Raw genomic sequence first — 26,975 nt, 5'->3', positions numbered from 1 at the left:
GCCTCCACGTACTCACGGCGCGCCAGATCGAGCTGCTCCAGGAACCACAACCGCTGCTGACCGAAGGACAACGGCAACACACCATCCCGGGCCACGGGTCCGATTGCGTCGCGGCGTACACCCTTGTAGCTTTCGACCAGAGACATCAGGCGTGCTTCGACATCACTTTCCCGGCCCATCATGCTTGCCTTTCTGTCGGCTGCACGGGCCGTTCGCCTCTCTTTCGTTGCGTCGGCAAGATTGCCATGCAGAAGAGGCATTCTGCTGTTCGACGCGATTCGTCGACGACGGAAAGAGATTTGGATAATGTGCTCGCCGTCCAGTGAAAGGCTTGGCATTCGGCGGCGAAGGGTCCCCGTGCCCTTTCGGTAAATCTAACCAATGCTTTTGATGTCAGTCAATCGGTGGCAGCGCCCATCGTGGCCTTCGTCGACCAGGGTGCGAATCGGGCGTTCCAAGGATCACTTGCGCATCAATCCGTTGTCAACCCCCGGCCTTATGACCGATATCGGGGCTTTTGTTGGAATAGAGAGGATTGCTCGGCGTGTTTGTTGCCGCTCCCGTTTCGGGTTTGCCGGACGGTCGAAAGCCGTTCTATTGATGTGGTAGCCTCCCCGGACGTATGCGTATTGGCAAACGTGAATCAGAGAGGATGAGTGTTGATTCACGCAACCCTGCCGCGCGGCGGGCCGACCGAGCTGCGGCAGCACTTGGACGCGCATGGGTTCGGCCCCCGCTTCGGCACGCCGTGCGGAGTGCTCGCGCCGCTGTACGAGGAGTTGGAGCGTTGCGGGGGAGTGACCACCGTTCCTCGTGAGGACAACGCGGTGGGCATCGCCGCCGGGACCGCACTGGCCGGCCGGGCGCCGGTAGTGCTGATGCAGAATTCCGGCTTCGGGCAATCGGTCAATGCCATTGCCTCACTCGTCGTTCCCTACGGCATTCCGATCCTTTTCATCGTCAGCATGCGAGGCGTGTCCCCGGACGACACCACGGAGAACGAGGGCATGGCTGTGCTCACCGAGCCGATCTGCCGCCTGCTTGGGCTCCATACCGCACACCTCGGCGTGGCCACCAGCAGCGCGGAGATCATCGCCCGGCTGGCCGAGCGTGTGATCGGACGACGCGAACCGGCGGTGCTACTGGTCGCGCCGGACGCGTTCGGGTGGCGCGGGTGAGCAAGACTGCTGCGATCCGGGCCGTCATCGCCGCGACCACCGACGAACCCGTACTGTTCACGACCGGCTACGCCAGCCGCATCGCGCACGGCATCCGCGATCGGGAGAACCACCTCTACATGACCGGGTCGATGGGGTTGGTTGCGTCGATCGGTGTGGGCGTGGCACGGGAGACCCGCGCGACCACTGTGGTCGTCGACGGCGACGGCAGCGTACTGATGAACCCGGTTGGTCTGATCGTCGCTGGTGCCGACCAGGAACTGCCGCTCGTGCACATCGTGCTCGACGATCGGCGGTACGACTCCACCGGCGGCCAGGATGTGCCCTCTGGCCGACTCGATCTCGCGGCTTGGGCGCGCGGCTGCGGATACGGTGCGGTGCACACCGTCGACTCGGCCGCCGCACTCGCCGACCTGTTGGCGAAGGCGTTGATCGACTGTCGGCACCCGGTCTTCATCCGTTGCATCATCGACGAGCCGGACGAGCCGGTGCCGGCTCGGATCGGCCGGGACCTGCGCGGGCACGCCAGCCGTTTCGCCCGATACCTGTGCCGGTCGGGCTGACATCCGAGAGCGGTGTCCCTGACTGACCCCGCCTGGGCGGTGCCGTGCGGCGTGCCGCCGGTGCCCCCCGAAACCCCCGGCCGGCTGGCCGCAGTCGGTGCCGGTGACGCTCTCGGTGACGGTCGTGCCGGAGTAGGTCGCAGAGGTCGGAGTATTAGGTCCAGCAGACCCATTTGCGCGCCTGCCAGAACCAGATCGTCACCTGGGCCACAGACAGGGCTGCTCCAGCGAGCCACGCAGCCCAGTGCCAGCCTGAGTCCAGATAAAGAAGGGCAATGGCAAGACTGGCCACAGGCACTGTGGGAAACAGTAGGAGGTAGGCGAGTTGACCTGCGAGACCGCTACCCCGTCTCGCGTACACCTTTGTGCGGAGCCGTTGCTCCCAAGCCAGAACTCGTTCGTCCTGCGTGTGGTCGATGAGCAGTGGACGAAGGCTATCGTTGATGTAGTCGCCGATATGCTTGGCATGCAGCACGTACCACTGGTACACGAGCCCGATAGCGCCCGATGCCAGTGGAATGACTAGGAGAAGTTGAGGACGCGCCTTTTCGGCTAGAATGAAGCCGGAGATCGCGACTACCACAGTGATATTGAGGCCAATCATCGCGCGATGAGCGTTGGCGAGGTTGTCGATCTCGCTTCGTAGCGCCGAGAACTCGGCAAGCGCGACTTCAACGACCGCGGAGCGCTTCGCGCTCATCGTATGAGACGTCACCTGTAAGGAAGGGCTGTGCTCACGCGGGGCATCGGTAGCTTCCATACCGGGATTATCACGATCACGCGCAACTGCGGGCGTCCTTGATCAATGTTTCTTCCCAGTCCCGCGAGTATGTCCTGCGCGATGTCCAGGGTTTGGGCCAGAATTCCCGCAGGGGGCCCTTGAACGGGCGCTTGCCGTGCCGCAGCTACCGGGGACCGGGCAGCATTCGGTGCAGCGCGCGGCGGTCGACCTTGCCGGTGGAACCGAGCGGCACCTCGGGCAGCACCACCCAGCGGGCCGGGATCATGTAGCCGGGCAGCCGAGCGCCGAGCGCCGAGTTCAGTCGCCGCGGCAGCGTGCCCGGTGCGCCGTCACCGGCGGCCAGGACGAACCCGGCCAGCATCGAGTCGGGGCCGGAACCGATCTTCTCCACGAACGCGGCGTCGACCAGCCCAGTGGCCAGGATCGCGGACTCCACCTCCTCCAGTTCGATTCGGAAGCCCCACAGTTTGATCTGGCGGTCAAGCCGGCCGAGCACCTCGTAATCGCCATCCGGCCGCAGGCGCGCCAGGTCACCGGTGCGGTAGATGGTCTCGCCGGTGGCCGGGTCGGTGACGAACCGCAGCGCGGTAAGGTCGGGCCGGCGCAGGTAGCCGAGCGCGACGCCGGGACCGCCGACGCACAGCTCGCCGGTCTCGCCCGGCGGTATGGGCCGCAGGTCCTCGTCGAGGATCCGCAGCGTGGTCCGCTGCAGCGGCCGGCCGATCGGGATCCGGTCCACATTGGAGAGGCTTGCCTCCGTGCAGTCGAAGTAGGCGGCGAACGTGGTGGTCTCCGTCGGCCCATACCCGTTGACGATCCGGCCGGGCGGACCGGCGGCGAGGACCCGGCGGACCGCAGCCAGTTCCAGCTGCTCGCCGCCGACGACGAGATTGCACAGCGGGGCGAGCGCGGCGGGTCGTTCCCGGGCGATCAGGTGGAACAGCGACGTGGTGAGGAACATGGTGGTGATGCCGGCCGAGGTCAGCAGCGCGCTCCACTGGGCGAACGTCACGTCGGTCAGCGCCGGGAAGACCACCACGGTGCCACCGGCGACCAGCGTGTTCCACACCTCGAACGTGGCGGCGTCGAACGCGGGGTTGGCCGCGTGCGCGACGCGGTCACCGGGAACGATGGTGCAGAACAGCGGGTTGACGGCGAGTCGCCGCACCGCGCGGTGCGGTACCACCACACCCTTCGGCTCGCCGGTGGATCCGGACGTGTACATGACGTAGATCGGGTCGTCCGGGGCGGTCGCCGACGGTAACGGGCTTCCGGCGGATGCGGCGTCCCGGTGCACGGCCAGCCGCAGGCCACGGGTGACCGGCATGCCCTCGTCGGCACCGGCCGGGTGCAGCATCGCGGCGATCTTGGCCTGGTCGAGGATCGAGGTGATCCGGTCCGGTGGCGCGTCCGCATCCAGGCACAGATAGGCCGCGCCAGCCCGGGTGACGGCGAGCATCGCGACCACCAGGTCGACGGAACGGTTCACCCGCAGGCCGACGATGTCACCGGCACCGACGCCCCCGCCGGCCAGATCGACCGCGAGCGCGCCGGCCGCCGACCACAGCCCGGCGTACGTGAGCGTGTCCCCGGTCGTCGTGTCCGTCACGGCCGGATCGTTCGGGCGCGCCGCGACCTGCGCCTCCACCAGGTCGTGGACGCCGTCGCCGCGCGCGCTGCGCGGACGCTGGTCGGTCCACACCCGGCCGATGTGGTCCAAGCACTCCACACGGCTGCCGGTGAACCCGGTCTCGCGCCAGCCGTCCGGTGGCGCGGTGCCGTCGGCCGGCCAGATGGAGTACTGCTCCTCATCGTTGACCACCACGAGGTATGTCATCTCGCGCCCCCGTTCAGGAGTCGAACGATCTCGTCCACGAGCCCTTCGACGGTTGCCGTGCGATGCAGTCCGGTGCCGTGGTGTGCGACGAACCGCAGCCGTCCCTCGCGCAGCTCACCGGCGATGTCGAGCAGATACGGCCAGCGGCCCTGGGGATCCTGGGCAGTGCCGGACGGGTGCGCCGACGGCCGCAGGATGCGGGCGGCCGGCTGCCGGTCCCAGGAGCCGATCTCGCCCAGGTAGTTGAAGCTGACCTGCGGCCCGGCCGACCGGGCCAACTCCTCCCGTACCGCCGGATCAGGGTGCGCGTAGGTGAGCAGGCCGTGCCCGAGCCCGTGCATCGGCACCGCACCGATCTGCTGCCGCAGCTCGCCGGCGAGTTGCGGCAGGGAGGACGTGCGGCCCAGGCGCAGACGGAGGGGGTAGAAGTACTGGAACCAGCCGACCGTCCGCGTCACGTCGACGTCGTGGCCGGGCGGCCCGTTGCGACCCGGTGCGGCCAGCGCGACGGTCAGCTCGTCACCGCCCTGCCACCCGGCGACCGCGACGGCGGCGGCGGCCAGCAGCAGGTCGCTGAGGCCGGTACCGGCCGCGCGTGCGTCCGCGGCAAGCCGCGCGGTGACGTCGGCGGCGAGGACCCGGCGTACCCCGGCCCGCGATCCGAACCGGACGACGGTGCCAGGCAGGTCGACCGGCAGTTCCTCGGCGCGGGCCTGGGCCCGCCAGAATGCGCGCTGGTCGGTCAGCTCCGGCGCGGTGGCCGCGTCTTGGAGCAGGCGTGCCCACGCGGCGTACGGCAGCGACGGCGGCACCGGCCGGACGTCGGGGTCGAGCAGGTCCGCGAGGTCGTTCATGAGCAGCGTGCGGGAGAAACCGTCGATCAGCAGGTGGTGGCAGATGAGTAGGAGCCGGTCGGGTAGCCCGCCGGGCATCCGGAAATGGACGGCCCGCATCGGCGCCGCCGACAGCGACAGGCCTCGCTGTGCCGCATCCGCCATGTTCGCGGCGAGTCGGTCTGCCTTCTCCACGTCGACGTCGCGCAGGTCGTGCGTGTCGAACGGCACCGGCCCGGCGTCCGGGACGCTGATCTGCCGTCGCGGTCCGTCGCCGTCGGGAACCAGTCGCAGCCGCAGCGCGTCGTGCCGGCGGGCCAGCTCGGTCACCGCGCCGGACAGCTCGGTCACGGTCACCGGCCGGAGCAGTTCGGCATGGTACGGATGGTTGAAGTGCCCGGGACGGCTCAGGTGCGGCAGGATCTCGGTCAGGAACCACGCCTGGGCCGGGGTGGGCGGCACGTCACCGGTGAGCACCGTCTGCCGTCCCCGTGGCTGCCGGGGCCCCAGGGCGGCGAGCCCGGCGACGGTGGGGTGACGCAGCAGGTCGCCCGGGGAGAGGGACAGCCCGGCGACGGCCGCCTCGGCGATCACCTGGACCACCTGCATGGAGTCGCCGCCCAGCTGGAAGAAGTTGTCGTCCGCGCCGACCCGGTCCACGCCGAGCACCCGCGCCCAGACAGCGGCCAGCAGTGCCTCCGCCGGAGTGCCCGGAGCCCGGTAGGCGGCGTCCGCGGGTGCCGCCACGGAGGTCCGGACCACGTCCGGTATCGGCGCGAACCGGCTGATCTGTTGGTCCGTGCCGTCGGCCAGCCGATCCAGCAGCCCGGTCAGGTCGGCCGCCCACGCGGCCACGTCCGGCTCGTCGAGGTGGCCGGCGAACCGGCAGGAGCCGACCAGGCCGCCGTCCGTGCCGACCGTGACGGTGACGAACAGGTCCATGTCGGTACGTCCCGCAGGCGCCGGGCCGAGCGTGAACCGCACCCCGCCACCGTGCCGCTCCTCGGCCGGCGCGTCGAGCAGGCTCAGCATGGTCTGGAACAGCGGGTTGTGCCGGTCGCTGCGGGTCGCGCGCAGGGCCCGGACCACGTCCCCGAACGGCACGTCCGCGTTCGCCTGGGCCGCGCCGACGGCGCGGTGGGCGCGATGCAGCAGCTCCCGGACCGTCGGGTCGCCTCCCAGGTCGAGCCGCAGCGCCTGCGGGTTGTAGAAGCAGCCGACCACCCGGGCCAACTCCGGCCGGGTACGCGTGCTCGCCGGCACGCCGACGACCACGGTGTCCTGCCCGTTCGCGCGCCGCAGCGCCAGAGCGGACACGGCAAGCAGTGCCGCGTACCGGGTCACCCGCTCCGCCCGCAGCAGCGCGAACAGCGCATTGGTCCGGCCGGCCGGCAGCCGCAACGGCACCAGCCCGCCCGGCCGGGACTCGGCCCGGGTCCGGGCCGCCGGCAGCGTGGACAGCGGTGGCGCGCCGCGCAGCGTCTCCGTCCAGTACGTCAGCCCGCGTTCCCGATCCGCGGCACGTTCCGCCGCGCAGTGTTCCCCGAACTCGTACCCGGGGCCGGCGGACGTGGCGTGCCGACCGGCTACCGCATCGTCGTACGCTGCGGCCAGGTCGTCGAGGAGGATCGTCACCGAGGTCGCGTCGAAGACGATGTGGTGCACGGCTGCCAGCAGTACGGTTTCCCGATCGCTGAGCCGGACCGCGTGCAGCGCCACCGGCGGCCCCGTGGTCAGGTCGAATGTCCGGACGCCGTGCTCGGCGGCGAGTCGGTCGAACGCGGGGGCGCGCTCCGGCGCCGGCAGCCCGGACAGGTCGGTCCAGGCCAGCGCGGCGTGCAGGTCTTCCCGGACCACCTGCGCCGGGCCTTCCTCGACGATGACGGTGCGCAGCGCGCCGTGCCGGTCCAGCACCGCCCGGATCGCAGTCTCCAACGCCGACCGGTCGAGCGGGCCGGCGATCCGGATCGCGAACGGCACGGTGTACGCCGGGTCGCCCGGTGTCAGCGTCTCCAGCAGCCACAGCCGTTCCTGGGCGTGCGACAGCGGCCAGGACGCGGTCGGTGCCGCTGGGCGTTCCTCGGCGCTCTGCCGACGCCGGCGTATCCGTAGCCGTTGCAGGAACAGCCGCTGCTGCTCCGGGGTGAGCCCGGCCAGCTGCGCGGCGAGCGGGTCGCTCATCGGCCCGCCAACAGCCGCGCGCGTACCCGGGTGAGGAAGTCGGCCACGGCCCGGCCACTGGAGACCCGGTGGTCGAAGACTGCGGTCAGCGTCATCGGGCGACCGGGCAGCGAGGTGTCCGCCCCGACACCGACCGCGAGCGTCTGGTCCTGGTTGATCCGTGGCTGGAACTGCAGGATGTTCTGCCCGGACAGGTCGCTGACGGTGACGGTGGCACCGGCGACGTCGTCCGCGTGGAGGCCACGATCGTGGTACGCGGCGAGCAGGTCGAGCAGCTCCAGCGTGATCTGTTCCGGCCCGAGCCGGTCCGCATGCTTGATCACCGGCACCCGCAGGCCGTGCCCGGCGTCCACCGCCACGCCGACGTTGATGTCGGTGTACTGCTCCACGTGGTCACCGGCGAACCGCGCGTTCAGCTCGGGGAACTCGGTCAGAGCGCCGGCCAGCGCGTGGATGATCAGTGCCAGCGGCAGTGGTGGCACGTCGCCCTCGGCTGGCGCGCGGTCGAGGGCGTCCGCGCCGAACGCGACGGTCAGCGAGCTGGCGAGCGCGGCGCCGCCCGCGTGCAGGCGGGCGATCTCGGTCTGCTTGGCCGGGCCGATCGGCGTGCGCCGCACCGAGGGCCCGGCGTGCGCCAGATCCTCTGCGGTCCGGCGGACCATCGCGCCGGTGACCAGGCCGCGTCCCTGGAAAAGGTCCGCGCTCAGGTCGAGGCGCCGCAGCTCGCGCAGGCCCTCGGCGGAGAAACGCGGCCCGGTCTCGGCCGGTGCGGTCTCGTCCGGGTCGGCCGCGGGGGCGGTCGCGGCCAGCTCGTCCCGCGAGGGGAAGAGCAGCGCGATCGGCGCTCCGGTGGGGACCACGTCGCCCTCGGCGGCGAGCTGTCGCAGGTAGCCGGGGCCGGGTGACTCGATGACGGTGACTGCCTTGGTGGACTCGACCTCGAGCAGGTCGTCGCCGGCCGAGACCTGGTCGCCGTCGGCGACCAGCCAGCGGAGCACTTCGACGGCGTCGTCGTTCGGGTTCTGCTTCGGCAGGATCACTTCAGCCGGCACCGTTGAGCACCTCCAGCGTCGCGGCGACGACCGAGTCGGCTGTGGGCAGGACCGCCCGTTCCAGCGAAGGGGCCGCCGGGATCGGAACCGGCGCGGCGGCGACCCGCGCCAGCCGGGGTGACCCGGCGACCGGGCGCTCGGCGAGCTGGGCCAGGACCTCGGCACCGAAACCGGCGAAGCCCTGCCCCTCCTCGGCGACCACGATCGCGCGGCTGCCGGCCAGCAGTGGGCGCAGCGGACCCAGGTCGAACGGGAAGATCTGGGCCGGGCAGAGGACCTGGGCGAGCACGTCGTGCTCGGCGAAGAGCCGGTCGGCCGCGGTGAGCAGATCGTCGAGCATCCCGCCGTAACCGATGAGCGTGACGTCGGCGCTGGTGTCGGGCGCGGCCACCCGCACGGTCGGCAGCGCGTCCGTGGTCTGCCAGGCGCCGAACCCGTGCGGCAGGCCCGCGCCGAGCCGGCGGCCGTAGAGCAGCTTGTTCTCCAGCACGACCGCGGGGTCACCGTCCGCGTCCAGCAGTCCACGGTAGATGGTGAGTGGATCGAGCAGGCTGTGCAGCGCGGCGACTCGCAGACCGGGCACGCCGACGAGGTGGCGATCGAGGGTCTGGCTGTGCGTCGGCCCGTACCCGCGATGTCCGCCCATCGGGGTGCGCACGATCAGGCGGCCGGGTCCGCCGACGCCGTAGACCGCGCGCAGCTTCGCCGCCTGGTTGATGAGCTGATCGGCGGCGAGCAGCACGAAGTCGCCGAACATGATCTCCACGAGCGCCCGTCGGCCGCCGAGCGCGAGCCCGGTGCCGACCCCGACGATCGCGGCCTCGGAAATCGGCGTGTTGCGAACCCGGCCGGGAAACAGCGTGCTCAACCCGGCCGTGGCCTTGAACGCGCCACCGTAGGGATCCTCGACGTCCTCGCCGAGCAGCAGCATTCCCGGGTCCGAGTCGAGCAGCACCTCGAGGCCGTCACGTAGCGCGGTGACGACACGCCGGCCGTCGGTGGCGGCCATCCGGCGCAAGCGTGCCGGCTCTGGTTCGGCGGGCCGGGCCAGCAGCACGGCCGGGTCCGGGATCGGCGAGGCACGGGCGGTCTCCACCGCCTGCGCCACCCGCTCGCGCGCGGCCCGGTCCAGCGCGGCGACAGCCTCCCCACCCTGGTCCAGCGCCCGGCGCAGCGGGTCATGGGACCAACCTGCGGCGATCTGCGCCGGATCGCGGTGGTCGTCGCCCTTGGAGTGCGGAGCCAACCGGTACGTGTCGATGATCAGCATCACCGGTCCCGCGCCGGAGCGGACCGTCCGAGCGGCGTGCGCCGCAGCGGCGGACAGCGCGGCCGGGTCTCCGGTGACGGATTCCACGACCGGGATGCCGAACGCCTCGGCCCGCCCGGCTGCGGTGCCGGCGGTGGTGGTGCGGGTGTCGGTCGACTGCGCCACGCCGTTGCGCTCCAGGACCAGCAGCAGCGGCAGGTGCCAGAGCGCGGCCAGGTTCATCGTCTCGTAGAGCACGCCCTCGCCGAGCGTGCCGTCGCCGATGACTGCGACCGCGATCCCGGGGGAGGCGTCGAGCCGGTGCGCCATGCCGGCCCCGGCGGCGATCGGCACCAGGCCACCGAGGATGCCGCCGGAGTAGAAGCCGTCCCGGTGCAGGTGCTGGCTGCCGCCGAGGCCGCCGCAGGCCCCGTCGCGGCGGCCCATGATCTCGGCGAACAGCCCTTCCAGGTCGTGCCCAGCGCCGAGGTAGTGCCCGTGACACCGGTGGTTCGAGAAGACGGTGTCGTCCCGGATCAGGACCTCGCCCAGTGCGGCGCCGACCAGCTCCTGACCGATGCAGCAGTGCACGGTGCCGGACAGTTCTCCCTCGGCGAAGAGTTCGAGCAGCCGCTCCTCGGCCCGGCGAATCAGCAGCGCCCGCTGCAGCAGCGGCGCGGCGGGAAGGTCGGTCGCGAACGCTGGCGGAGGCGGTGCGGTCACGGTGCCGCCCTCACTGCTCCGGCTTCGTGGCAACGAACGTGACGACCAGCGGCAGCGGGTCGCCGGGGAGCCGCCAGTACCCGTCCTCGCCCTGCACCATCGACGGGAACCGCTGCCGCATGTCGAACGGCAGTTCACGAAGCCGGTCGATGCGCAGGCCAGCATTGATGAGCGCGGTCGACAGGCTCCCGACCGACCACCGCCAGAAATACTCGGTGTGCGGCTCGACCGGCTTGAGGTCGGCGTAGGTCTTCGCGACCTCCATCCGATTTGGACCATCCTGGAACAGTGAGTACGTAAGGCGCAACTCTCCGTCAATCTCGGTGAAGAGCGGCAGCACCGGGTGAATTTCCACGATGCAGACCTTGCCGCCGGGCTTCAGGTAGGAGGCGGCGATCTCGGCCCACCGGTTGAGGTCGTGCATGAACACGAGCGCGCCGTAGCTGGTGAAGACGATGTCGAACTTCTCGTCCAGCGTGTTCGGCAGCTCCAGGATGTCGCTGCGGATGAACCTGGTGTCCAGCCCCAGCTCGGCCGCGATCGTACGGGCGTTCTCGATCGCCTCGTCGGACAGGTCGACGCCGGTGGCACGCGCGCCCAGCCGGCTCCACGACATCGTGTCCAGCCCAAAATGGCACTGCAGATGCAGAAGCGATTTGCCGGTTACGTCACCGACTTCCTCGATCTCAATTCTCTGCACCGTGTTGCGGCCGTTCTTAAAAGCGTCGACACCATAGAACTCGGTGTCGAGATGCTCTTTTACGCGCAGATTCCAGCCGTTTCTGTTGGCGGCTACGCACTCGTCGATGGAGGGGGTGACATCCGTGTCGAAAGTGGTCATGAAACGATCATCCTTGTTGGTTGATGTTCGTCAGACCAGCGCAATCTAGCCGACCAATCTATGCTCGTCAATGGTGTCCGGATGGCCCGGTTTCGTGGTGTTGCAATGGCTCTGTGGATGTTGTCGGCGGATGTCGGACACCATGCAACGCATCCGCTATGGTCAATTCCTCGAATTTCCGCGACCTCGGTCGGATCCTTTCGTAGCGTCCAGGGTCATGGCATAATTCCCGACGTCGTGCATTCGATCATCGATTTTTCCGTGCCATGGACTTGCCGCCCGACCGACGCATTCGGGGGATTTAATGATCGACGGTGCAGCCGAAGTCGACGACGCAGGCCAACTCTCGGTGTCGCCCGCCCAGGAATCGATGTGGTTCGCCCTGCAGCTCACCCCGGGCCCCGCCTACCACGTGCCCTACCGGGTCCGGCTGGACGGCCCACTCGACCCTGGCGCGCTGCGCGCCGCCCTCGGCGACCTGGTCGCGCACCACGACGCGCTGCGCGCCACGTTCACACTCACCGGCACCGAGCTGCGGCAGCGGATCCGGCCGGCCGGCGCGTTCACCCTGCCGGTCACCGACCTCGGCGGGCTGCCGCCCGGCACCGCGACGGTGCGCGCGCAGGAGCTGGCCCGGGCGCCGTTCGACCTGTCCGGCGGCCCACTGCTGCGGGCCGAGCTGCTGCGGTCGGCACCGGACCGACACGAGCTGATCCTGGTCGTCCACCACCTCGTCTTCGACGGTGGATCGGCGAGGGTGTTCTTCACCCAACTCGCCGAGGCGTACGCGGCCCGCGCCGCGCACCGCCCCCCGAAGCTGCCGCCGCACCCCGCGTCGTACCCGGACCTGATCGAGGCCCAGCGCATCCGTCCGAGCGACGCCGACCTCGCGTACTGGCGGGACCGCCTGCACGATGCGCCGCAGCCCCTCACCCTGCCCGACTCCCCGGCCCCGGGCACCCCGGACGGGCTGCACCGCGTGCGGCTCACCCCCGACCTGGCCGACCGGGTCCGGGCCGCTGGCCGCCGGCACCGGTGCACGTCGTTCATGACCATGCTGGCCGCGTTCGCGGTGCTGCTGCGCACGCACACCGGCAGCACCGACGTGGTGATCGGGTCACCGGCCGCGGACCGTCGACGTCCGGAGTCCGCGCAAGCGGTCGGCCTGTTCGTCAACATGCTGCCGTTGCGCGTGACGATGACCGGCACGCCGGCCTTCGCGGATGTTCTCGCCGGGGTACGAGACGCGGTGCTGGACGGATTCGGTTACCAGATCCCGGTCGAGGACATCGTCCACCACACGGGTCCGGCCCGCGGCACCGGACACAGCCCTCTGTTCCAAGCCGTGTTCTGGCTGCATCCGGCGCAGGCCGAGCCCCCGGCCCTCGGCGACTGCCGCACCACGGTAGAGGAGATCTTCACCGGCGCCGCCAAGTACGACCTGACGCTCGGCGTCCGCGAGACCCCCGACGGCACCGTCTGCGACTTCTTCTACCGAGGCACCGTGCTGGATCCGGCCGCCGTGGACCGGCTCGCCACCGCCTACCTGCGGCTCCTCGACGTCCTGACCAGTCCGGACGCGGTCCTTCCGGGCCTACCCACCGCGACGAGCCAGGCCGCGACGACCACGACGAGCCAGGCCGCGACGACCACGGACACGCCGGTCGCGCAGTCGGCCGGACCGCTCGCCGGCCGGATCGCCGAGGTCTGGCGCGAGGTGCTGGACGTGCCGGTCGTCGGTCCGCAGGACAACTTCTTCGACCTCGGCGGCCACTCCCGACTGATGCTGCGCGTCCGGGGCCTGCTCGCCGAGCGGCTCGGCGCTGAGGTGTCCATGCTGGACCTCTTCGACCACCCGACCGTCGCCACGCTCGCCGGTCACCTGGCCGCCACCACACCACCGGAGACCTCCGGCGACGATCCCGCGGAACGCCGCCGCGCCGGCGCGCTCCGCCTCCGACAGGCGAAGGGGCAGCAGGAATGAGCGAGCTTGCGAGCGCATCATCGGCTCGACGCCGACCAGGGCGCGACCGCAGCGTCGAGGTGAGTCCGGCATGACGCAGGCACCGAGCCGGCTGGGTACGTTCGTGGCGCTCTGGCTGGCCGAGCTGGTGTCGCTGACCGGCACCGCGATGACCGGCTTCGCGCTCGGCGTCTGGGTCTACCGGACCACCGGATCCGCCACCCAGTTCGCCGGCGTCGTGACCGTGCTCTACCTCCCGCAGGTGCTGGTCACACTGGTCGGCGGCGTGCTCGCCGACCGGTACAGCCGGCGCCGGCTGATCCTGCTCGCCAACGCGGGCGGCGCTGCCGTGCTGGCCGTGCTGGCCGTGCTGGTCGCGGCGGACGCGCTGAGCGTGGCGCTGGTCTACGCGGTCACGTTCCTGGTCGCCACCTGCAGCGCCATCCAGTACCCGGCGTTCGCCTCCTCCGTACCGCAGCTGGTTCCGGAGCGTCTGCTGCCCCGCGCGAACAGCATGGTGCAGATGGCGAACGCCTCCTCCCGCCTGCTCGCCCCGGCGCTGGCCGCCGGGCTGATCCCGATCGTCGAAATCCTCGGTGTGGTCCTCATCGACCTGGCCACGTTCGCCGCGATGGTGGTCGTCCTGGCGATGATCCGGATCCCGCAGCCGGCCGCGACCGGGCAGGCCACCGGTGTCCGCCGAATTCTCGGCGACGTCGCCGCCGGCTGGGCCTACATCTCCCGTGAACGCGGCCTGCTGATCCTGCTCGGCTTTTTCTCGATCGCCAACATCGCCGCCGGCTTCACGCTCGCGCTGTTGCCCCCGCTGGTCCTGGAGTTCGGCACGCAGAGCGACCTCGGTCTGATCCTCTCCGCCGAGGGCCTGGGCTGGCTCGCCGGCGCCATCCTCATGATCGTCTGGGGCGGTCCGCGCCGCCGCGTCCACGGCGTGCTCGGCGCCGGCATCGTCTTCGGCATCGGCATCGCGGTGCTCGGCGTGCACGCCGCCGTCCCGGTCATCACGGCCGGCGTGCTCATCTACGCCCTGGCCCTGCCGGTGATCAACGCCTGCAACGCGACGATCTGGCAGGCCAAGGTGCCGGCCGACATGCTCGGCCGTGCGTTCGCGACGCTGCGCGTGGTGGCGCTCGCCTCGGTGCCGGTCTCCGCGCTCACCGCCGGAGTCCTCGCCGACGCGGTCTTCACGCCACTGTTCGGCGAGGAACGCGGCATCGCCAGCCTGCTGATCACCGTCGGATTGCTGCCGATCGCGGTCGGCATCGCCACATTCTTCTCCCGTCATGTCCGTGACCTCGAACGCGAGCCAGCCCCGGCAGCGGGAGCGGCTCGATGACGAACTCGCCGGACGATCTCACCGGCCTGGAGATCGCGGTGATCGGTATGGCCGGCCGATTCCCCGGCGCACCGGACTGCGCGAGCCTCTGGCAGACGGTCCTGGCCGGACGGGAACGGATCACCCGTACCGAGCCGGCCGGGCCCGGCCACATCGGGGCCTGGGGGCGGCTGGACGACATCGACCGGTTCGATGCGGCCTACTTCGGATACTCGCCGCGTGACGCCGCGCTGCTCGACCCGCAGCAGCGGATCTTCCTGGAGACCGCGCAGCACGCGCTGGAGCACGCCGGCCACCACGGCGGGGGTCGTGCCCGCATCGGCGTCTACGCGGGCGCCAGCATCAGCACGTACCTGCTGCGCAACCTGCTCGGCGGCACCACCAACGCCGGCTACGGCGAACTGATCATCGCCAACGACAAGGACATGCTGGCGTCCCGGGTCTCCTACCATCTGAACCTCACCGGGCCCAGCGTGGCCGTGCAGACGGCCTGCTCGACCTCGCTGGTCGCCGTACACCTGGCTGGGCAGGCGCTGCTGGCCGGCGAGTGTGAGCTCGCGATCGCCGGCGGCGTCTCCGTCCAGCCGCCGCAGGGCGGATATCACCCTGAGCCCGGCGGGGTGCTGTCCCCGCGCGGAATCTGCCGGCCGTTCGACGCCACCGCCGACGGCATGGTCCCTGGCAGCGGCGCGGCCGCCGTGGTGCTCAAACCGCTGACTGACGCGCTCCGCGACCGCGACACCGTGTACGCGGTAATCGCGGCCACCGCGGTCAACAACGACGGCGGCGACAAGGTCGGCTTCACCGCACCCCGGATAGACGGACAGGCCGAGATGATCCGGACCGCGCAGCGGCTGGCCGGCGTCGATGTCACCCGGATCGGCTACGTCGAGGCGCACGGCACCGCCACCCCGCTCGGTGACCCGATCGAGGTCGCGGCGCTGACCAGGGCCTTCCGTGCCGCTACCGACCGGACCGGGTTCTGCGCGCTCGGGTCGGTCAAGGCGCTGATCGGTCACCTGGACGCGGCGGCCGGTGTCACCGGTCTGATCAAGACGGTGCTCGCGCTCCGCGCCGGCGTGCTGCCGCCGAGCCCGTACCTCGGCGAGGTCAACCCGGAGCTGTCCCTGGCGGCCAGCCCGTTCTACCTACCCCGGGTCGCGGAGCCGTGGCCGGGTGACGGGCCGCGGATCGCGGCGGTCAGCTCGATCGGCATGGGCGGGACGAACGCGCACGCGATTCTGCGACAGGCGCCCGAGCCCGCGGCCCGGCCGGTCCGGCGGCACCGATGGCACGCCATCGCCGTCTCCGCCCGGTCGCCGGAGGCGCTGGACCGGATGCGGGCCAGCCTGGCCGACCGGTTGACACCCGGCGACGATCTGGCCGACGTGGCGTTCACGTTGCACGCCGGGCGGCCACGGGAGGCGTACCGCGCGGTGGTGGTGGCCGAGGATCCGACCGGTGCCGCCGAAGCGCTCCGCAGCGGTGGGCGGCAGGCGCACGAGCCGGCTGCCGACGTACCCGTGATGTTCCTGTTCCCGGGACAAGGTGCGCAGCGTCCGCGGATGGGACACGGGCTTTATCAGACCGAACCGGTCTATCGGGCTGCGCTGGACGAGGTCGCCGAGCTGGCCCGCGCGCACGACGTACCGTTGCTGGATCGTCTGTTCGACGACGCGCCGGAGGCCGCAGCGCGCCTGACGGACACCAGGATCGCGCAACCCGCGCTGTTCGCGGTGGAGTACGCGCTGGTGCGACTGCTCGGATCGTGGGGGATCAGGCCGACCGCGATGCTCGGGCACAGCGTCGGCGAGTACGTGGCTGCCGCGCTGGCCGGCACGTTCTCGCTGTCCGACGCGGTGACGTTGGTGGTGACGCGCGGGCGGCTGATGGCGGGCCTGCGGCCCGGGGCGATGCTCGCCGTCGCCGTCACCGCGGACGAACTGCCGACACTGCCTGCCGGCGTCTGGTTGGCGGCGGACAACGCGCCGGGCAGTTGCGTCGTGGGGGGCGAGCCCGGCCCGGTCGACGCGTTCGCCGAACGCCTGGCGCGCGAGGCGATTTCGACCCGGCGGCTCGCGGTCTCGCACGCGTTCCACACGCCGATGGTCGAGCCCGCACTGGCCGAGCTGACCGAGGCGGTGGCCGGGGTGCAGGCACGCCCACCGCAGATCCCGTTCGTGTCGTGCCGGACCGGGCGGTGGATCACCCCGGCGGAGGCCGTCGACCCGGGTTACTGGGCCGGGCAGGCCGCCGATCCGGTGCGGTTCCGGCCGGGACTTCGTACGCTGCCCGACGGCGTCCTTCTCGAGGTGGGGCCCGGTACGGCGCTGACCGGCTTCGTCGCCGGCCGCGCCGCGCTACCCACGCTCGGCCGCACAGCTCCCGGCGACAACCCGGATGGCGAGGAGAAAGCCCTGGTCACCGCCCTCGGTCGGCTCTGGTTGGCGGGCGGCACCATCGACTGGACCGTCTTCCACGGTCCCAGCGTTGGCCGGGTGCCGCTGCCCGGGTACCCGTTCGCGGCGAACCGGCACTGGATCGCGCCCGGCGGGCATTCCGAGACGCCGCGCTCGGCGGGTTCTGATGTGGCCGACCTCCCGGCCGAGTCCGCCGACGACGTGACGGTCCGGCTGCGGCGGGTCTTCGCGGAACTGCTGGGTGTCGCCGGAATCCGCGACCACGACGACTTCTTCCAGCTCGGCGGTACGTCGTTCCTGGCCACCCGGGTCGTCGCGGTCGTCAACGACGAGTTCGCGGTACGCCTGACCGCCGGGGACCTCTTCGACGCGCCGACCGTCGACACCCTGGCCGAGCTGGTCTGGCGGCAGCTGGCCGAGGGGGACGACGACTTGCTCGAAGAAATCAGGCGGCTGTCGCCGCAGGAGGTCCGCGCAGCTCTGAGCGACGATGACGGCCGCGGCTGAGCGCGTCACCGCCGGGCACCTCGTGCCGTTCGGCGAGCGGTGGACGATCTGGCGGTGGGTGGCGCTGCGCGGTGCGGGCATGCCCGTCGACTGGCTCGCTCGGCTGAGCCGCCCCGGGCTCGCGGACCTCGGCGAGGAGGAGTTCACGCGGGCTGGCGCGGAGCTCGCGGCGGACCTGCGCGTGCTCGCGGCCGAGCCGGCACTGCGGGAGGCGATCACCTGGCAGAACCGGCACGCGCTGCGGACCGGGGTGGACGTGATGCTGGCGTCGCCGGGGCGCCGCTCCTCCAAATACCGGCAGAAGGAGGCACTGGTCGCCCGCTACCTGCAACGCTACTGCGCGAAGAACGACACGATCGGCTTCTTCGGACCGGTCGGCTGGGCCACCGTCCGTGATGACGGGCCAGCCATCACGGTACGCCCCGGAGCGGGCCTGGTAGCGGACCGGACGACGTACCTCGAGGGCTGGTGCGCGGACGAAATCGCCGCCGTGATCGCCGCGGACGAGCAGCTGCGGCCGTGGTTGGCGCCGCGGATCCCGCCGTTCCTACGACTGGACGGCGAACAACTGCACCGGCCGCTCGCCCCGCCGCTGACGCTCCCGCCGGACGAGGCCGCGGTCCTTGCCCGCTGCGACGGCGTGACCCCGGCGCACGCGATCGCCTCCGCGCTCGTCGGCCACGGCTTCGACACGCCCCGGGAGGTCGTCGAGGTGCTGCACCGGTTGGCCGCCGCCCGCCGGATCGTCTGGGGTCCACAGATCGCCGCCGACGACCCCGACCCGATCCGCGCGCTGCGGGACCTGCTGCGTCCCCTGCCGGCCGGGCCGTCGCGGCAGCACGCCGTATCCATCGTGGACGGTCTGGCCGAGCGGCATCGCGCCGTCGCCGCCGCCAGCGGCGACCCGGATCGGCTCGGCACCGCCCTCACCGCGTTGGAGCAGTGGTTCACCGAGGTCACCGGCGAGGCATCCACCCGCAACCACGGCCGGTTGTACGCCGGTCGCACGCTCGTCTACGAAGACTGCCGCCGGGACCTCGACGCCGAGCTCGGTCCGCAGCTGCTGGCCGGCCTCGCGCCCCCGCTGGAACTGCTGCTCACCTCCGCCCGCTGGTTCACCGAGCGCGCGTTGACGCTCTACCGTCGAGAGCTTCTCGCCCTGCACGACCGGCTTGCCGCGCGGCACGGCCCCGAGGTGCCGTTCGAGAACCTCTGGTTGTACGCCCAGGACCTGGTCTTCCGGGACGCCGGCGACGCGTTCGACGTCCTTGCCACCGAGGTCCGTCAGCGGTGGGCCACCGTGCTCGCCACCGCGCCCGGCCCCGACTACGCCTCCGCCGACCTCCGCGACGCCGTCGACCGTGTCTTCGCCACCACCGTCACCACACCCGGCATCACCCGGTACTGCTGCCCCGACGTGATGATCGACAGCCCGAGTGTCGCCGCGATCCAGGCCGGCGAACACCGATTCGTCCTCGGCGAGCTGCACGCCGGCTTCAACACGCTGACCTCCGCGTTCTTCGCCCGCCAGCATCCCGCGCCGCACGAGTTGACCGAAGCGGTCGAACACGATCTGCCGGAGCCCCAGATCGTCGCGGTCTTCTCCCGCGAGGTGCCGTCCCGCATGATGCGCGGTCTGGTCGCCCCGCGCGACCTGCGCATCCTCTACGCCCAGGACAGCTGCGCCGTGGCACCCGAGGTTGCGGTGCCGGTGAGCTCACTGGTCGCCACGCGTACCGGGGACGAGTTGACGATCTCCAGCCGGGACGGCCGGATCACGTTCGAGAGCATGGTCTTCTTCGGCGAGCTGGTCATGGTCCGGGCCCATCGCGCGTTCGGCGTGTCCACACCGGCCCCGCACACACCCCGGCTGACCGTCGACCGGCTCGTCGTCGAACGCGAGACGTGGCGCTTCGCCCCGCGCGACCTGGCCTTCGCATGGATCGCCGGTGAACACGAACGGTTCCGCGCCGCGCAACGCTGGCGACAGGACCGGAGCCTTCCCCGGTACGTCTTCGTCCGCACCGCCCGCGACGCCAAGCCGCTCTACGCCGACTTCGACTCACCGGTGCTGATCGACCTGCTCAGCCGCGCCGTGCGGCGTGCGGCCGACGACGGTGAAGGTGTGACGATCAGTGAGATGCTCCCCGGCCCGGAGCACGCCTGGCTACCGGATGCGCAGGGCCGCCGCTACACTAGCGAGCTACGCCTGGTCGCCATCGCACGCCCCTGATCCTGCCGGACTACTGGACGTCACGTGAGCCGGGCGGCGAACTCCGGCACCGTGGGGGCGTCGAAGATCCAACGGGCCGGGATCTCCACGCCGAAGGCCTCGCTGACCCGTAGCGCGGCCGACACCGCGAACAGTGAATGCCCGCCCAGCTCGAAGAAGTCCCGGTCGCCAGTCGCCAGTTCGCGTTCCTCGTCCGGCCCGCAGCCGAGCACCTCGGCCCAGATCGCGGCGATCCGGCCGCATACCATCCGGTCGTCCGGGTGATCGTCGACCGGCGGCGCCGCCGCGGCCAGTCCGACCAGCGCGTCGGCGTCGACGCCACCGGCGCCGGTACGCGGTAGCCGGGGCACGACCACCACACCGCCGATGGACTGCCGGCCGGTCGATGTCGCGCGGGTGCGGCGCAGCAGGACCGCAGGCACGATCGTGGCACCCGGTGCGGGCACGACCACCGCCACCCGACGGCCGTCGACGGTGGTGACGGCCGCGTCCGCCACGTTCGGCTCGGCCCGTACGGCATCGGCCGGTGACGCCGCCAGTTCCAGGTCGCCCTTCGGGGTGACCCGGGCGACCTCGTCATCGAGGAACACCCGTGCGCCGGGCCGGTCCCCGAACGGATCCGGGCGGAACCGGTCGGCGGTATGCGCAGGATCTCCCGCGTAGCCGATCGCCAGACCCGCGCCGGTCAGGCACAGCCGCCCGGTGTGCCCGGCGGGCGTCAGCCGTCCCAGATCGTCGACGGTATAAGCGCCGACGGTGCTCTCCGAGGTGTGAGTGGACGTCGTGCCGTTCACCGGGTAGCCCGCTTCGACCGGGCCGGCGAGGCAGTGCACAGGAAACGGAAGCCGGACCCGGTCACGCCCGGCGACCACGGCGGCTCGCAGCCGCGAGCCGTGTGCTGCCGCCCAGACTCCCAGCTCCGCGACGTCCGCGCCGCCCGCGAAGGCGACCGTGGCCCCCCGCATTCTCGCCGTCGCCGAGCATAGGACCGCGCCGGAGAACAGCGCGGCGCACACCTCCAGCAGCCAGGCCGTCGGTCCGACCGCGCGCCACGCCACGACATCGGCTGGTGTGAGCCCGGGCAGCGCGGCGGCGCGCCCGCCGAGGTCCGCGAGGACGGACCGGGCAAGCACGACCGGCGCGGGCGGCGAATCCGCACCCGCCGCGTCCAGCAGCACGGCTGCGGCGGTCGCCCTGATCACACTCGGCAGCACGGGCACGTCCGGCGCAGCATCGGCGGACACCACGGCCAGGCGAGCCGGCCACGCCCCGGTCGCGTCCGAGCCGGCCAGCAGCATCGTGGCACCAGCCCGATCGGCCAGCTCGACTCGTCGCTCAGGAGGCGTCTCCGGGTCGAGCAGCAGGCAGGCCGCACCGGTCCGCAGGATCCCGATCAGCCCCGCAGCCGTTCCCGGCGCCGACTCGGCGTGCAGCGCCACCACAGTTCCCGTCACGCAGCCGGCCGCGCCGAGCGCGCCGGCCACCCGCCACGCCCAGCGGTCCAGCTCACTCCAGCTGACCTCGTGCATGCCAGCGTCCACCGCGACCGCGTCCGGTGCGGCGGTCGCACGCTCCGCGACGACCGTGCTCAGGTCCGGATGCCCGCGTCCGGCGGCGGGTCTGATCACCGCGCGCGCCACCTGCCCCGGCGGCAGCGCCGCGAGGTCCGCGAGCGGCCGGTCCGGGTTGGCCGCAATCGCGGTCAGGATCTCGTGCAGATGCTCGGCGTACCCGGCGACCGACCCGGCCGGGAACCGGGACTCGTCGTGCAGCAGCTTCAACAGGACCGCGCGTTCCGCGAAGACCTGTAGGACCAGCGGGTAGTTCGGCTGGCGCAGCACCCGGAAACGTCGATCCGTCCAGGCGTCTCCCTGCGCCCGTAGGGCCGCGTCGAGCAGGAAGTTTTCATAGACCACGAGCGTGTCGAACAGGCGCTCACCGGCTGCGGTCGCGTCCCGCTGAATCTCCATCAGGGACGCGTGCTGATGGTCGCGGACCCCGACCGCCTGCCCGCGCAACGCGACGAGTAGCTCCCGGACGGTCGACGAGGCGCCGACCCGGGCCCGTACCGGCAGGGTGTTGAGCATGAGGCCGATCATCGTGTCCGATCCGGGCACGGTGTCGCGCCGCACCGACCGTACCGCTCCGAAGACGACATCCTCTCGACCGAGACAGCGGCCGAGCAACACGGCCCAGGCCGCCTGCATCACCGTGTTGAGTGTGCAGCCGCACTCGCGCGCCACCTCGCGCAGCCCCTCGGACAGCTCCTCGGTCAGTCGCCGGTCGTGTTCGGCGTGCCGGACGCCGGAGGCCTCGCCCCGATCCCCGGCGATCAGCGTCGGACCCGGCAGATCGGCCAGCGTCGCGCGCCAGAAGTCGCGCTCGGCCGTACCGTTGCGCGTGGACAGCCAGTCGATGAACGCGCGGTACGGCACGGCCGGCGGCAGGTCGGGGACCGTGCCGTCGCGCAGCGCATCGTACGTGGCGAAGACCTCTCGCAGGAGCAGCAGCAGCGACCGCCCGTCCAGCACCGAGTGGTGGAAGGTCAGCAGGAAACGCACCGCATCCGACTCCCGCCGGACGGCACCGCGCACCAGCGGCAGCCGATCCACCCGGAACCCGCGCGCCCGATCCGCCCGCAGGAACGAATCCCAGTCTCCGGTCACCACCGTGATCGGGAACGGCATCAGCGGATAGAGCTCCTGACGCACCTCGCCGTCCCCGTCGATCCGGAACGCGGTCCGCAGCGCGTCGTGCCGGTCCGCCGCCCGCTGCCATGCCGCCGCGAGGATGTCGACGTCCAGACCAGGCTCCAGGACGCAATCCACCTGAATGGCATCGAGGCTCGGCCCGCCCGCGAGCGGACTGTCCGCGACGATGCCCAGCTGCATGGGGGAGAGGGGATAGGTATCGATCGGGCCGTCGGCCACGGTGTTCCTCCCGGACGCGAGAGTCTGCGCCCAAGGATACGTATCGATATCCATGATCGACATGGTCGAATCTCAGCCGACCGGCCGTCCCTCAGCCCGCTCCATCCGCCGTTGGCCGGTGGCGGTGATGTGGCTGCTGCCGTACTGCCTCGCCCACGTCGAATCGGCCACCGCCGAGCGGGGTGTCACGGTTTGCGGGCGACGAGTCCGATGAAGGTGTGGTAGGTGTCGCTCTGGTCGGGAGTGGTCTCGTCCGGTTCCGGTCGCCATTCGGCCAGCGGTACCAGCCCCGGCTCCAGCACTTCCAGGCCTTCGACGAAGGAGAGGATTTCTTCGTCGGTACGCCAGCGGCCGGTGCCGAGTGACTGGTTGAAGACGCGTTCGACTTCATGGGCCTTGCGAGAGGCGTCCGGGTGCCGTTGGCCGGGGTCACGGAAGTGGGAGATCGCCACGTAGCTGCCGGAGGGAAGGGCCTCGATAAGTGTCGAGGCCACCGCCTTGGGGCTCTCGTCGTCGCTGAGGTGATGCAGGATCGCGAAGAGCAGCAAACCGATCGGGCGGTCGAAGTCCAGGAACTGACGCACCTCGGGGTGTTCCAGGATGGCTTCCGGTGAACGGATGTCGGCCTGGATGACCGTCGCGGTTCCCTCGCTGGCCAGCAACGCGCGCCCGTGGGCCAGCACGATCGGGTCGTTGTCGACGTAGACCACCCGCGCCTGCGCGTCGTGACGCAGGGCCACCTGGTGCACATTGCCTTGCGTGGGCAGACCCGAGCCGATATCGAGGAACTGATTGACGCCCTGCTCGGCGGCGAGGAGACGAACCACCCGGCGCAGGAAAGCACGGTTGGCCTGGGCGGCCTGAGGACCGTCCGGCGTAATCCTGACCGCATGTTCGGCCACAGCGCGGTCAACGGCGAAGTTGTCCTTGCCGCCGAGGAAGAAGTCGTAGACCCGGGCGATGCTCGGCGTGTTCATATCGACCCCGGACGGTGCCACCTCTGGACTGGTCACAGTTGTCTCCTCGTCCTCGCCGAATTGCGGTCGACCGAACCGCTTGAGCCGAGCGCCGGACAGAGTGTAGCCACACACCGAAGTGGATTCAGCTTTCTCCCCATGATCAGTGATTGACGGGCATCCCCGCTGGGACGGGTGACCACCGGCGACCCAACTCCATGACCTCGGGCCGCCACCCGTCGTTCCGTTGACCTGGCAGTACGCCGAAGTTAGCGTTAACAACGCTCTCGTCCACACCAGAGAGTCCACCACCACAAAGGAGGACCATTGAGATCGGGACAGCGAAGGTCACGTCCCAGGCTGAGTCGGAAGGGTAGAACCATCGCGATCCTTGCACTGGGTGCGCTTCTCTCGACCTCGTTCGCGCCGACCCCCTCGTACGCTGCCGACGACCAGCTCAACGAAGGGCTGGTGCACCGCTTCGCCCTTGACGAGACCAGTGGGACGACGCTGGTCAACTCGGGTAGCGCGGGCTCGGCGGCGAATGCCACGCTCGTGAATCCGGAGAAGGCGAGGTTGACCGGGGACGGAGTCAGGTTCAACCCCGATTCGTACGAGGGCGCCCTTGAGGGTGCGTACGTGAAGCTGCCGAACAACCTCACCGCCGGCATGTCGAATCTCACCGTCGACTACGACGTGTGGATCGACCCGGCGAACGTCGGCGAGCACCAGATGTGGAGCTTCGGCGCGAAGTCCGGCTCGTGTGACGTCGACACCGGCGGTCAGGGCTCCATCTTCGCGTCGAACACCCAGCGATTCCGCGTCGCGGTGGGTGCGACGAACCTCCAGCAGAACCGGGTCCGCATGACCGAGGGGGCGTGGACGCACGTCACGTACACCCAGTCGCTGAACTCGAACGGCACGAGCTGGACCGGTCGGCTCTACCTCGACGGCGTGCTGCACGCGACGTCGACGAACCTGACCACGCCGCCGTCGGTGAACGCTGCGGGAACCACCTGCAACTTCCTCGCCCGCTCGCAGAACTCGGGCCACTACTCGTTCCGCGGAACGATCCGGGACTTCCGGGTCTACGACCGGGCCGTGAGCGCCGACGAGACTCTTGCCCTGGCGCAGCGGACCGTCTCCACCGGCGTCCGCGCCGACGCCGAGGCCATCGACCTCGGTCTGACCAGCGCGATCGTACGCGACATCGTCCTGCCCAAGGTGGGCTCGGTGGCGGGCTCGGCGATCACCTGGACGAGTTCGGACCCGTCGGTCGTCGAGGTCTACACCCCGCCGGCGCTCAACAGCGCCCGCAAGGTGCCGGTGACCGGCCGGATCACCCGACCCGCGCAGGGACAGCCCGACGCGACAGCCGTCCTCACGGCGACGGTCCGCAAGGGCGCTACGGAGGTCACCACGCGGGACATTCCCGTCGTGGTGAAGGCCGAGTTCGACAACGCGCAGGCGGTCGACCGTGACACGCTCGACCTGACCCTGTACGCCACCGACGACGTACGCGGGAACATCAACCTCCCGGCGGCCGGCGAATTCGGATCCACGATCACCTGGACGTCGACCACCGACCTCGTCACCGGCACCGGCGAGGTGACCCGTCCCGCCTTCGGTCGTGCGGATGTCGAGGCCACCCTGACGGCGACCCTCACCAAGGGTTCGGCCTCGAAGACGAAGTCGTTCCCGGTGACCATCACCGCCATGCCCCGGACCGAGGAGTACGAGCGGTACTTCATGGGGTACTTCAAGGGTGAGGGGATCGCCGACGGCGAGCAGATCATGTTCGCCACGTCCAACGGCAACACCGCGCTGGACTGGACCGGTCTGACCGGGGGTCGGCCGTCGCTCATCTCCCAGCTGGGCGACCAGGGCCTTCGTGACCCGCACATCGTCCGCTCACCCGACGGCGACACGTTCTACATGATCGCCACCGACCTGAACTGGTACGACCAGGGCGGCTACGCCATCAACGACACCCAGTACATCGAGGTGTTCGAGTCGCACGACCTGGTCAACTGGACTCCGCAGCGGCACGTGAAGGTCGCCCCCGACGACGCGGGCAACGCCTTCGCGCCCGAGTCGTTGTGGGTCGACGAGATCGGCGCCTACGTCGTCTTCTGGGCGCAGTCGTTGTGGAACAACCCGGTGAACCGCACGGGTCAGGGCAACGCGCAGATGTGGTACGCCACGACGCGCGACTTCCAGACGTTCTCCGCTCCCCAGGTCTGGCAGGACCCGGCACCGCTGTCGCGGATCGACACGACCGCGATCAAGGTCGGTGACCACTACTACCGGGTGACCAAGAACGAGGCCGGTAACCAGGGCTCGGACATCTTCTCGGAGAAGCACACCGACTTCCTGGACAGCAACATCAACAACTGGACCCTGCTGGCTCCGGCGCTGGGGCGCACGACGTGGGTCGCCAACCAGGGGTACGAGGGGCCGGTCATCTTCAAGGCCAACCCTGGTGACACCGCCTGCCCCGGCCAGTTCTACCTCTGGGGTGACCGGTACACCAACGGTGGTGGCTACCAGGCCGCCTGCCACGAGGACATCGAGGCGCCGACCTGGAACGCCAAGCCGATCACGATGACCAACGCCGGTGTCGTCCGGCCGCGTCACGGCACGGTGATCCCGCTGACCCTGCGCGAGTGGAACGACATCCGCGGGATCCCGAACAGCGACGTCACGACCACCACCGAGGTGGTTGTCGAGCCGTACGCGAGCGGGGCCCAGACGACCACGGCCACCGCCACGGTCACTGCGGCTGACGGGTTCGAGACCGGCGGTCAGGTGCGGTTCAGCGTCGGCTCGTGGTCGGAGGTCGCCTACCTGACCGACGGCGCGGCCACGGTCACGCTGCCGACGGGGCTGCCTGCGGGCACCCGGTCGGTCAAGGCCGAGTACCTCGGCGTCGACTACCTGAAGGCGTCGGAGGGTACGGCGTCGGTCCAGGTGCCGGCCGGCTCGAAGGCCGTCAAGGTCCACGCGAAGGCCGCGCCGGCCTCGGTCGTCCGTGGGGACACGTTCACGCTGAACGTGACGGTCGAGCCGAAGGGCGGGCCGAAGAAGAACGCTTCGACCCCGACCGGCGAGGTTACGGTCACTTTCGGCGGCACCGTGCAGGTCGTGCCACTGGTCGACGGCAAGGCCGTCGTCACGCTGCAGACCGCCGATCTGAAGCGCGGGAATTACCGGGTCCACGTCGCCTACTCCGGCAACCCGACCTACCAGGGCCACGCCGACACCTATCAGAACCTGACGGTGCGGTAGCCGGCACAGGTACGCCGAGGCGCCGCTGAATCGCGCCACAAGGGAGCGGGCGAGATCAGTTGATCTCGCCCGCTCCTTACTCCGACCTTCACGTTCCCGGTCGCACCTCGCGCACGACGTGAGCC

At 70.7% G+C, this 26,975-nt stretch carries 17 protein-coding genes; 7 read left to right on the top strand and 10 right to left on the bottom strand.

The window, feature by feature from the left end; translation table 11 throughout:
* The coding region (locus AB0M35_RS27525) for a hypothetical protein (protein ID WP_363748939.1) at window positions 1-182 on the bottom strand (182 nt) is incomplete at its 3' end.
* Between the two features lie 477 nt (window positions 183-659).
* Here AB0M35_RS27525 and AB0M35_RS27520 point away from each other — a divergent pair.
* A complete protein-coding gene (locus AB0M35_RS27520; protein ID WP_363748937.1) occupies window positions 660-1,178 on the top strand; it encodes a thiamine pyrophosphate-binding protein in 519 nt (172 codons plus the stop codon).
* Window positions 1,175-1,741, top strand: a complete 567-nt coding sequence (locus tag AB0M35_RS27515) for a thiamine pyrophosphate-dependent enzyme (protein ID WP_363748935.1) — start codon at window positions 1,175-1,177, stop codon at window positions 1,739-1,741. The genes AB0M35_RS27520 and AB0M35_RS27515 overlap by 4 nt, the downstream gene beginning before the upstream one ends.
* Before the next feature lie 154 nt (window positions 1,742-1,895).
* On the opposite strand, the gene AB0M35_RS27510 is transcribed toward AB0M35_RS27515, so the two are convergent.
* From AB0M35_RS27510 to AB0M35_RS27485, 6 genes are all read right to left on the bottom strand, one after another.
* Window positions 1,896-2,501 (bottom strand): hypothetical protein, encoded by a 606-nt coding sequence (locus AB0M35_RS27510; protein WP_363748933.1) that lies wholly within the window; start codon window positions 2,499-2,501, stop codon window positions 1,896-1,898.
* A 145-nt stretch (window positions 2,502-2,646) separates the two neighbouring features.
* Window positions 2,647-4,320 (bottom strand): amino acid adenylation domain-containing protein, encoded by a 1,674-nt coding sequence (locus AB0M35_RS27505; protein WP_363748932.1) that lies wholly within the window; start codon window positions 4,318-4,320, stop codon window positions 2,647-2,649.
* Window positions 4,317-7,334, bottom strand: coding sequence for a condensation domain-containing protein (locus tag AB0M35_RS27500; RefSeq protein ID WP_363748930.1), 3,018 nt, complete (start codon window positions 7,332-7,334; stop codon window positions 4,317-4,319). The genes AB0M35_RS27505 and AB0M35_RS27500 overlap by 4 nt, the downstream gene beginning before the upstream one ends.
* Entirely contained in the window at window positions 7,331-8,386 is a 1,056-nt protein-coding gene (locus tag AB0M35_RS27495; protein WP_363748928.1) for a 2-oxo acid dehydrogenase subunit E2, read from the bottom strand. The genes AB0M35_RS27500 and AB0M35_RS27495 overlap by 4 nt, the downstream gene beginning before the upstream one ends.
* Window positions 8,376-10,358 (bottom strand): thiamine pyrophosphate-dependent enzyme, encoded by a 1,983-nt coding sequence (locus tag AB0M35_RS27490; RefSeq protein WP_363748926.1) that lies wholly within the window; start codon window positions 10,356-10,358, stop codon window positions 8,376-8,378. The genes AB0M35_RS27495 and AB0M35_RS27490 overlap by 11 nt, the downstream gene beginning before the upstream one ends.
* A 10-nt stretch (window positions 10,359-10,368) precedes the next feature.
* Window positions 10,369-11,199: a methyltransferase domain-containing protein gene (locus AB0M35_RS27485; RefSeq protein WP_363748924.1), complete on the bottom strand. Its 831-nt coding sequence runs from the start codon at window positions 11,197-11,199 to the stop codon at window positions 10,369-10,371.
* A gap of 304 nt (window positions 11,200-11,503) precedes the next feature.
* Here AB0M35_RS27485 and AB0M35_RS27480 point away from each other — a divergent pair, with 304 nt between their 5' ends.
* On the top strand, window positions 11,504-13,183 hold the full coding sequence (locus tag AB0M35_RS27480; RefSeq protein WP_363748922.1) for a condensation domain-containing protein: 1,680 nt from the start codon (window positions 11,504-11,506) through the stop codon (window positions 13,181-13,183).
* A gap of 70 nt (window positions 13,184-13,253) precedes the next feature.
* A complete protein-coding gene (locus AB0M35_RS27475; RefSeq protein WP_363748920.1) occupies window positions 13,254-14,516 on the top strand; it encodes an MFS transporter in 1,263 nt (420 codons plus the stop codon).
* Here the strand turns inward: AB0M35_RS27475 and AB0M35_RS27470 are convergent.
* Window positions 14,410-14,670: a hypothetical protein gene (locus AB0M35_RS27470; RefSeq protein ID WP_363748942.1), complete on the bottom strand. Its 261-nt coding sequence runs from the start codon at window positions 14,668-14,670 to the stop codon at window positions 14,410-14,412. The two genes, AB0M35_RS27475 and AB0M35_RS27470, sit on opposite strands and share 107 nt — an antisense overlap.
* Here AB0M35_RS27470 and AB0M35_RS27465 point away from each other — a divergent pair.
* A complete protein-coding gene (locus AB0M35_RS27465; protein ID WP_363748940.1) occupies window positions 14,555-17,443 on the top strand; it encodes a type I polyketide synthase in 2,889 nt (962 codons plus the stop codon). The genes AB0M35_RS27470 and AB0M35_RS27465 overlap by 116 nt on opposite strands.
* Window positions 17,427-19,676 carry a lantibiotic dehydratase gene (locus AB0M35_RS27460; protein ID WP_363748918.1) on the top strand — a complete coding sequence of 750 codons (2,250 nt, stop codon included), beginning with the start codon at window positions 17,427-17,429 and terminating at the stop codon, window positions 19,674-19,676. Before AB0M35_RS27465 ends, AB0M35_RS27460 begins: the two co-directional genes overlap by 17 nt.
* Before the next feature lie 20 nt (window positions 19,677-19,696).
* Here the strand turns inward: AB0M35_RS27460 and AB0M35_RS27455 are convergent, their stop codons facing one another.
* Window positions 19,697-22,660 (bottom strand): condensation domain-containing protein, encoded by a 2,964-nt coding sequence (locus AB0M35_RS27455; protein ID WP_363748916.1) that lies wholly within the window; start codon window positions 22,658-22,660, stop codon window positions 19,697-19,699.
* A gap of 131 nt (window positions 22,661-22,791) precedes the next feature.
* Window positions 22,792-23,604 (bottom strand): SAM-dependent methyltransferase, encoded by an 813-nt coding sequence (locus AB0M35_RS27450; protein WP_363748914.1) that lies wholly within the window; start codon window positions 23,602-23,604, stop codon window positions 22,792-22,794.
* A gap of 429 nt (window positions 23,605-24,033) precedes the next feature.
* Here AB0M35_RS27450 and AB0M35_RS27445 point away from each other — a divergent pair, with 429 nt between their 5' ends.
* A complete protein-coding gene (locus tag AB0M35_RS27445; RefSeq protein WP_363748912.1) occupies window positions 24,034-26,850 on the top strand; it encodes an immunoglobulin-like domain-containing protein in 2,817 nt (938 codons plus the stop codon).
* Window positions 26,851-26,975 lie beyond the last annotated feature (125 nt).

Source organism: Micromonospora sp. NPDC051196, from assembly GCF_040682415.1.
Lineage (GTDB): Bacteria > Actinomycetota > Actinomycetes > Mycobacteriales > Micromonosporaceae > Micromonospora.
The sequence above is the reverse complement of the archived record's forward strand: the minus strand, read 5'-3'. Positions and strand labels throughout refer to the sequence as shown.

Excerpts from the sequence above, each read along its gene's own strand:
- AB0M35_RS27505 (WP_363748932.1), bottom strand. The coding sequence starts at position 4,320 with ATGACATACCTCGTGGTGGTCAACGATGAGGAGCAGTACTCCATCTGG.
- AB0M35_RS27470 (WP_363748942.1), bottom strand. The coding sequence starts at position 14,670 with ATGTGGCCGGGCCCGGCCGGCTCGGTACGGGTGATCCGTTCCCGTCCG.
- AB0M35_RS27455 (WP_363748916.1), bottom strand. The coding sequence starts at position 22,660 with ATGGATATCGATACGTATCCTTGGGCGCAGACTCTCGCGTCCGGGAGG.
- AB0M35_RS27485 (WP_363748924.1), bottom strand. The coding sequence starts at position 11,199 with ATGACCACTTTCGACACGGATGTCACCCCCTCCATCGACGAGTGCGTA.
- AB0M35_RS27510 (WP_363748933.1), bottom strand. The coding sequence starts at position 2,501 with ATGGAAGCTACCGATGCCCCGCGTGAGCACAGCCCTTCCTTACAGGTG.
- AB0M35_RS27500 (WP_363748930.1), bottom strand. The coding sequence starts at position 7,334 with ATGAGCGACCCGCTCGCCGCGCAGCTGGCCGGGCTCACCCCGGAGCAG.
- AB0M35_RS27480 (WP_363748922.1), top strand. The coding sequence starts at position 11,504 with ATGATCGACGGTGCAGCCGAAGTCGACGACGCAGGCCAACTCTCGGTG.
- AB0M35_RS27475 (WP_363748920.1), top strand. The coding sequence starts at position 13,254 with ATGACGCAGGCACCGAGCCGGCTGGGTACGTTCGTGGCGCTCTGGCTG.
- AB0M35_RS27460 (WP_363748918.1), top strand. The coding sequence starts at position 17,427 with ATGACGGCCGCGGCTGAGCGCGTCACCGCCGGGCACCTCGTGCCGTTC.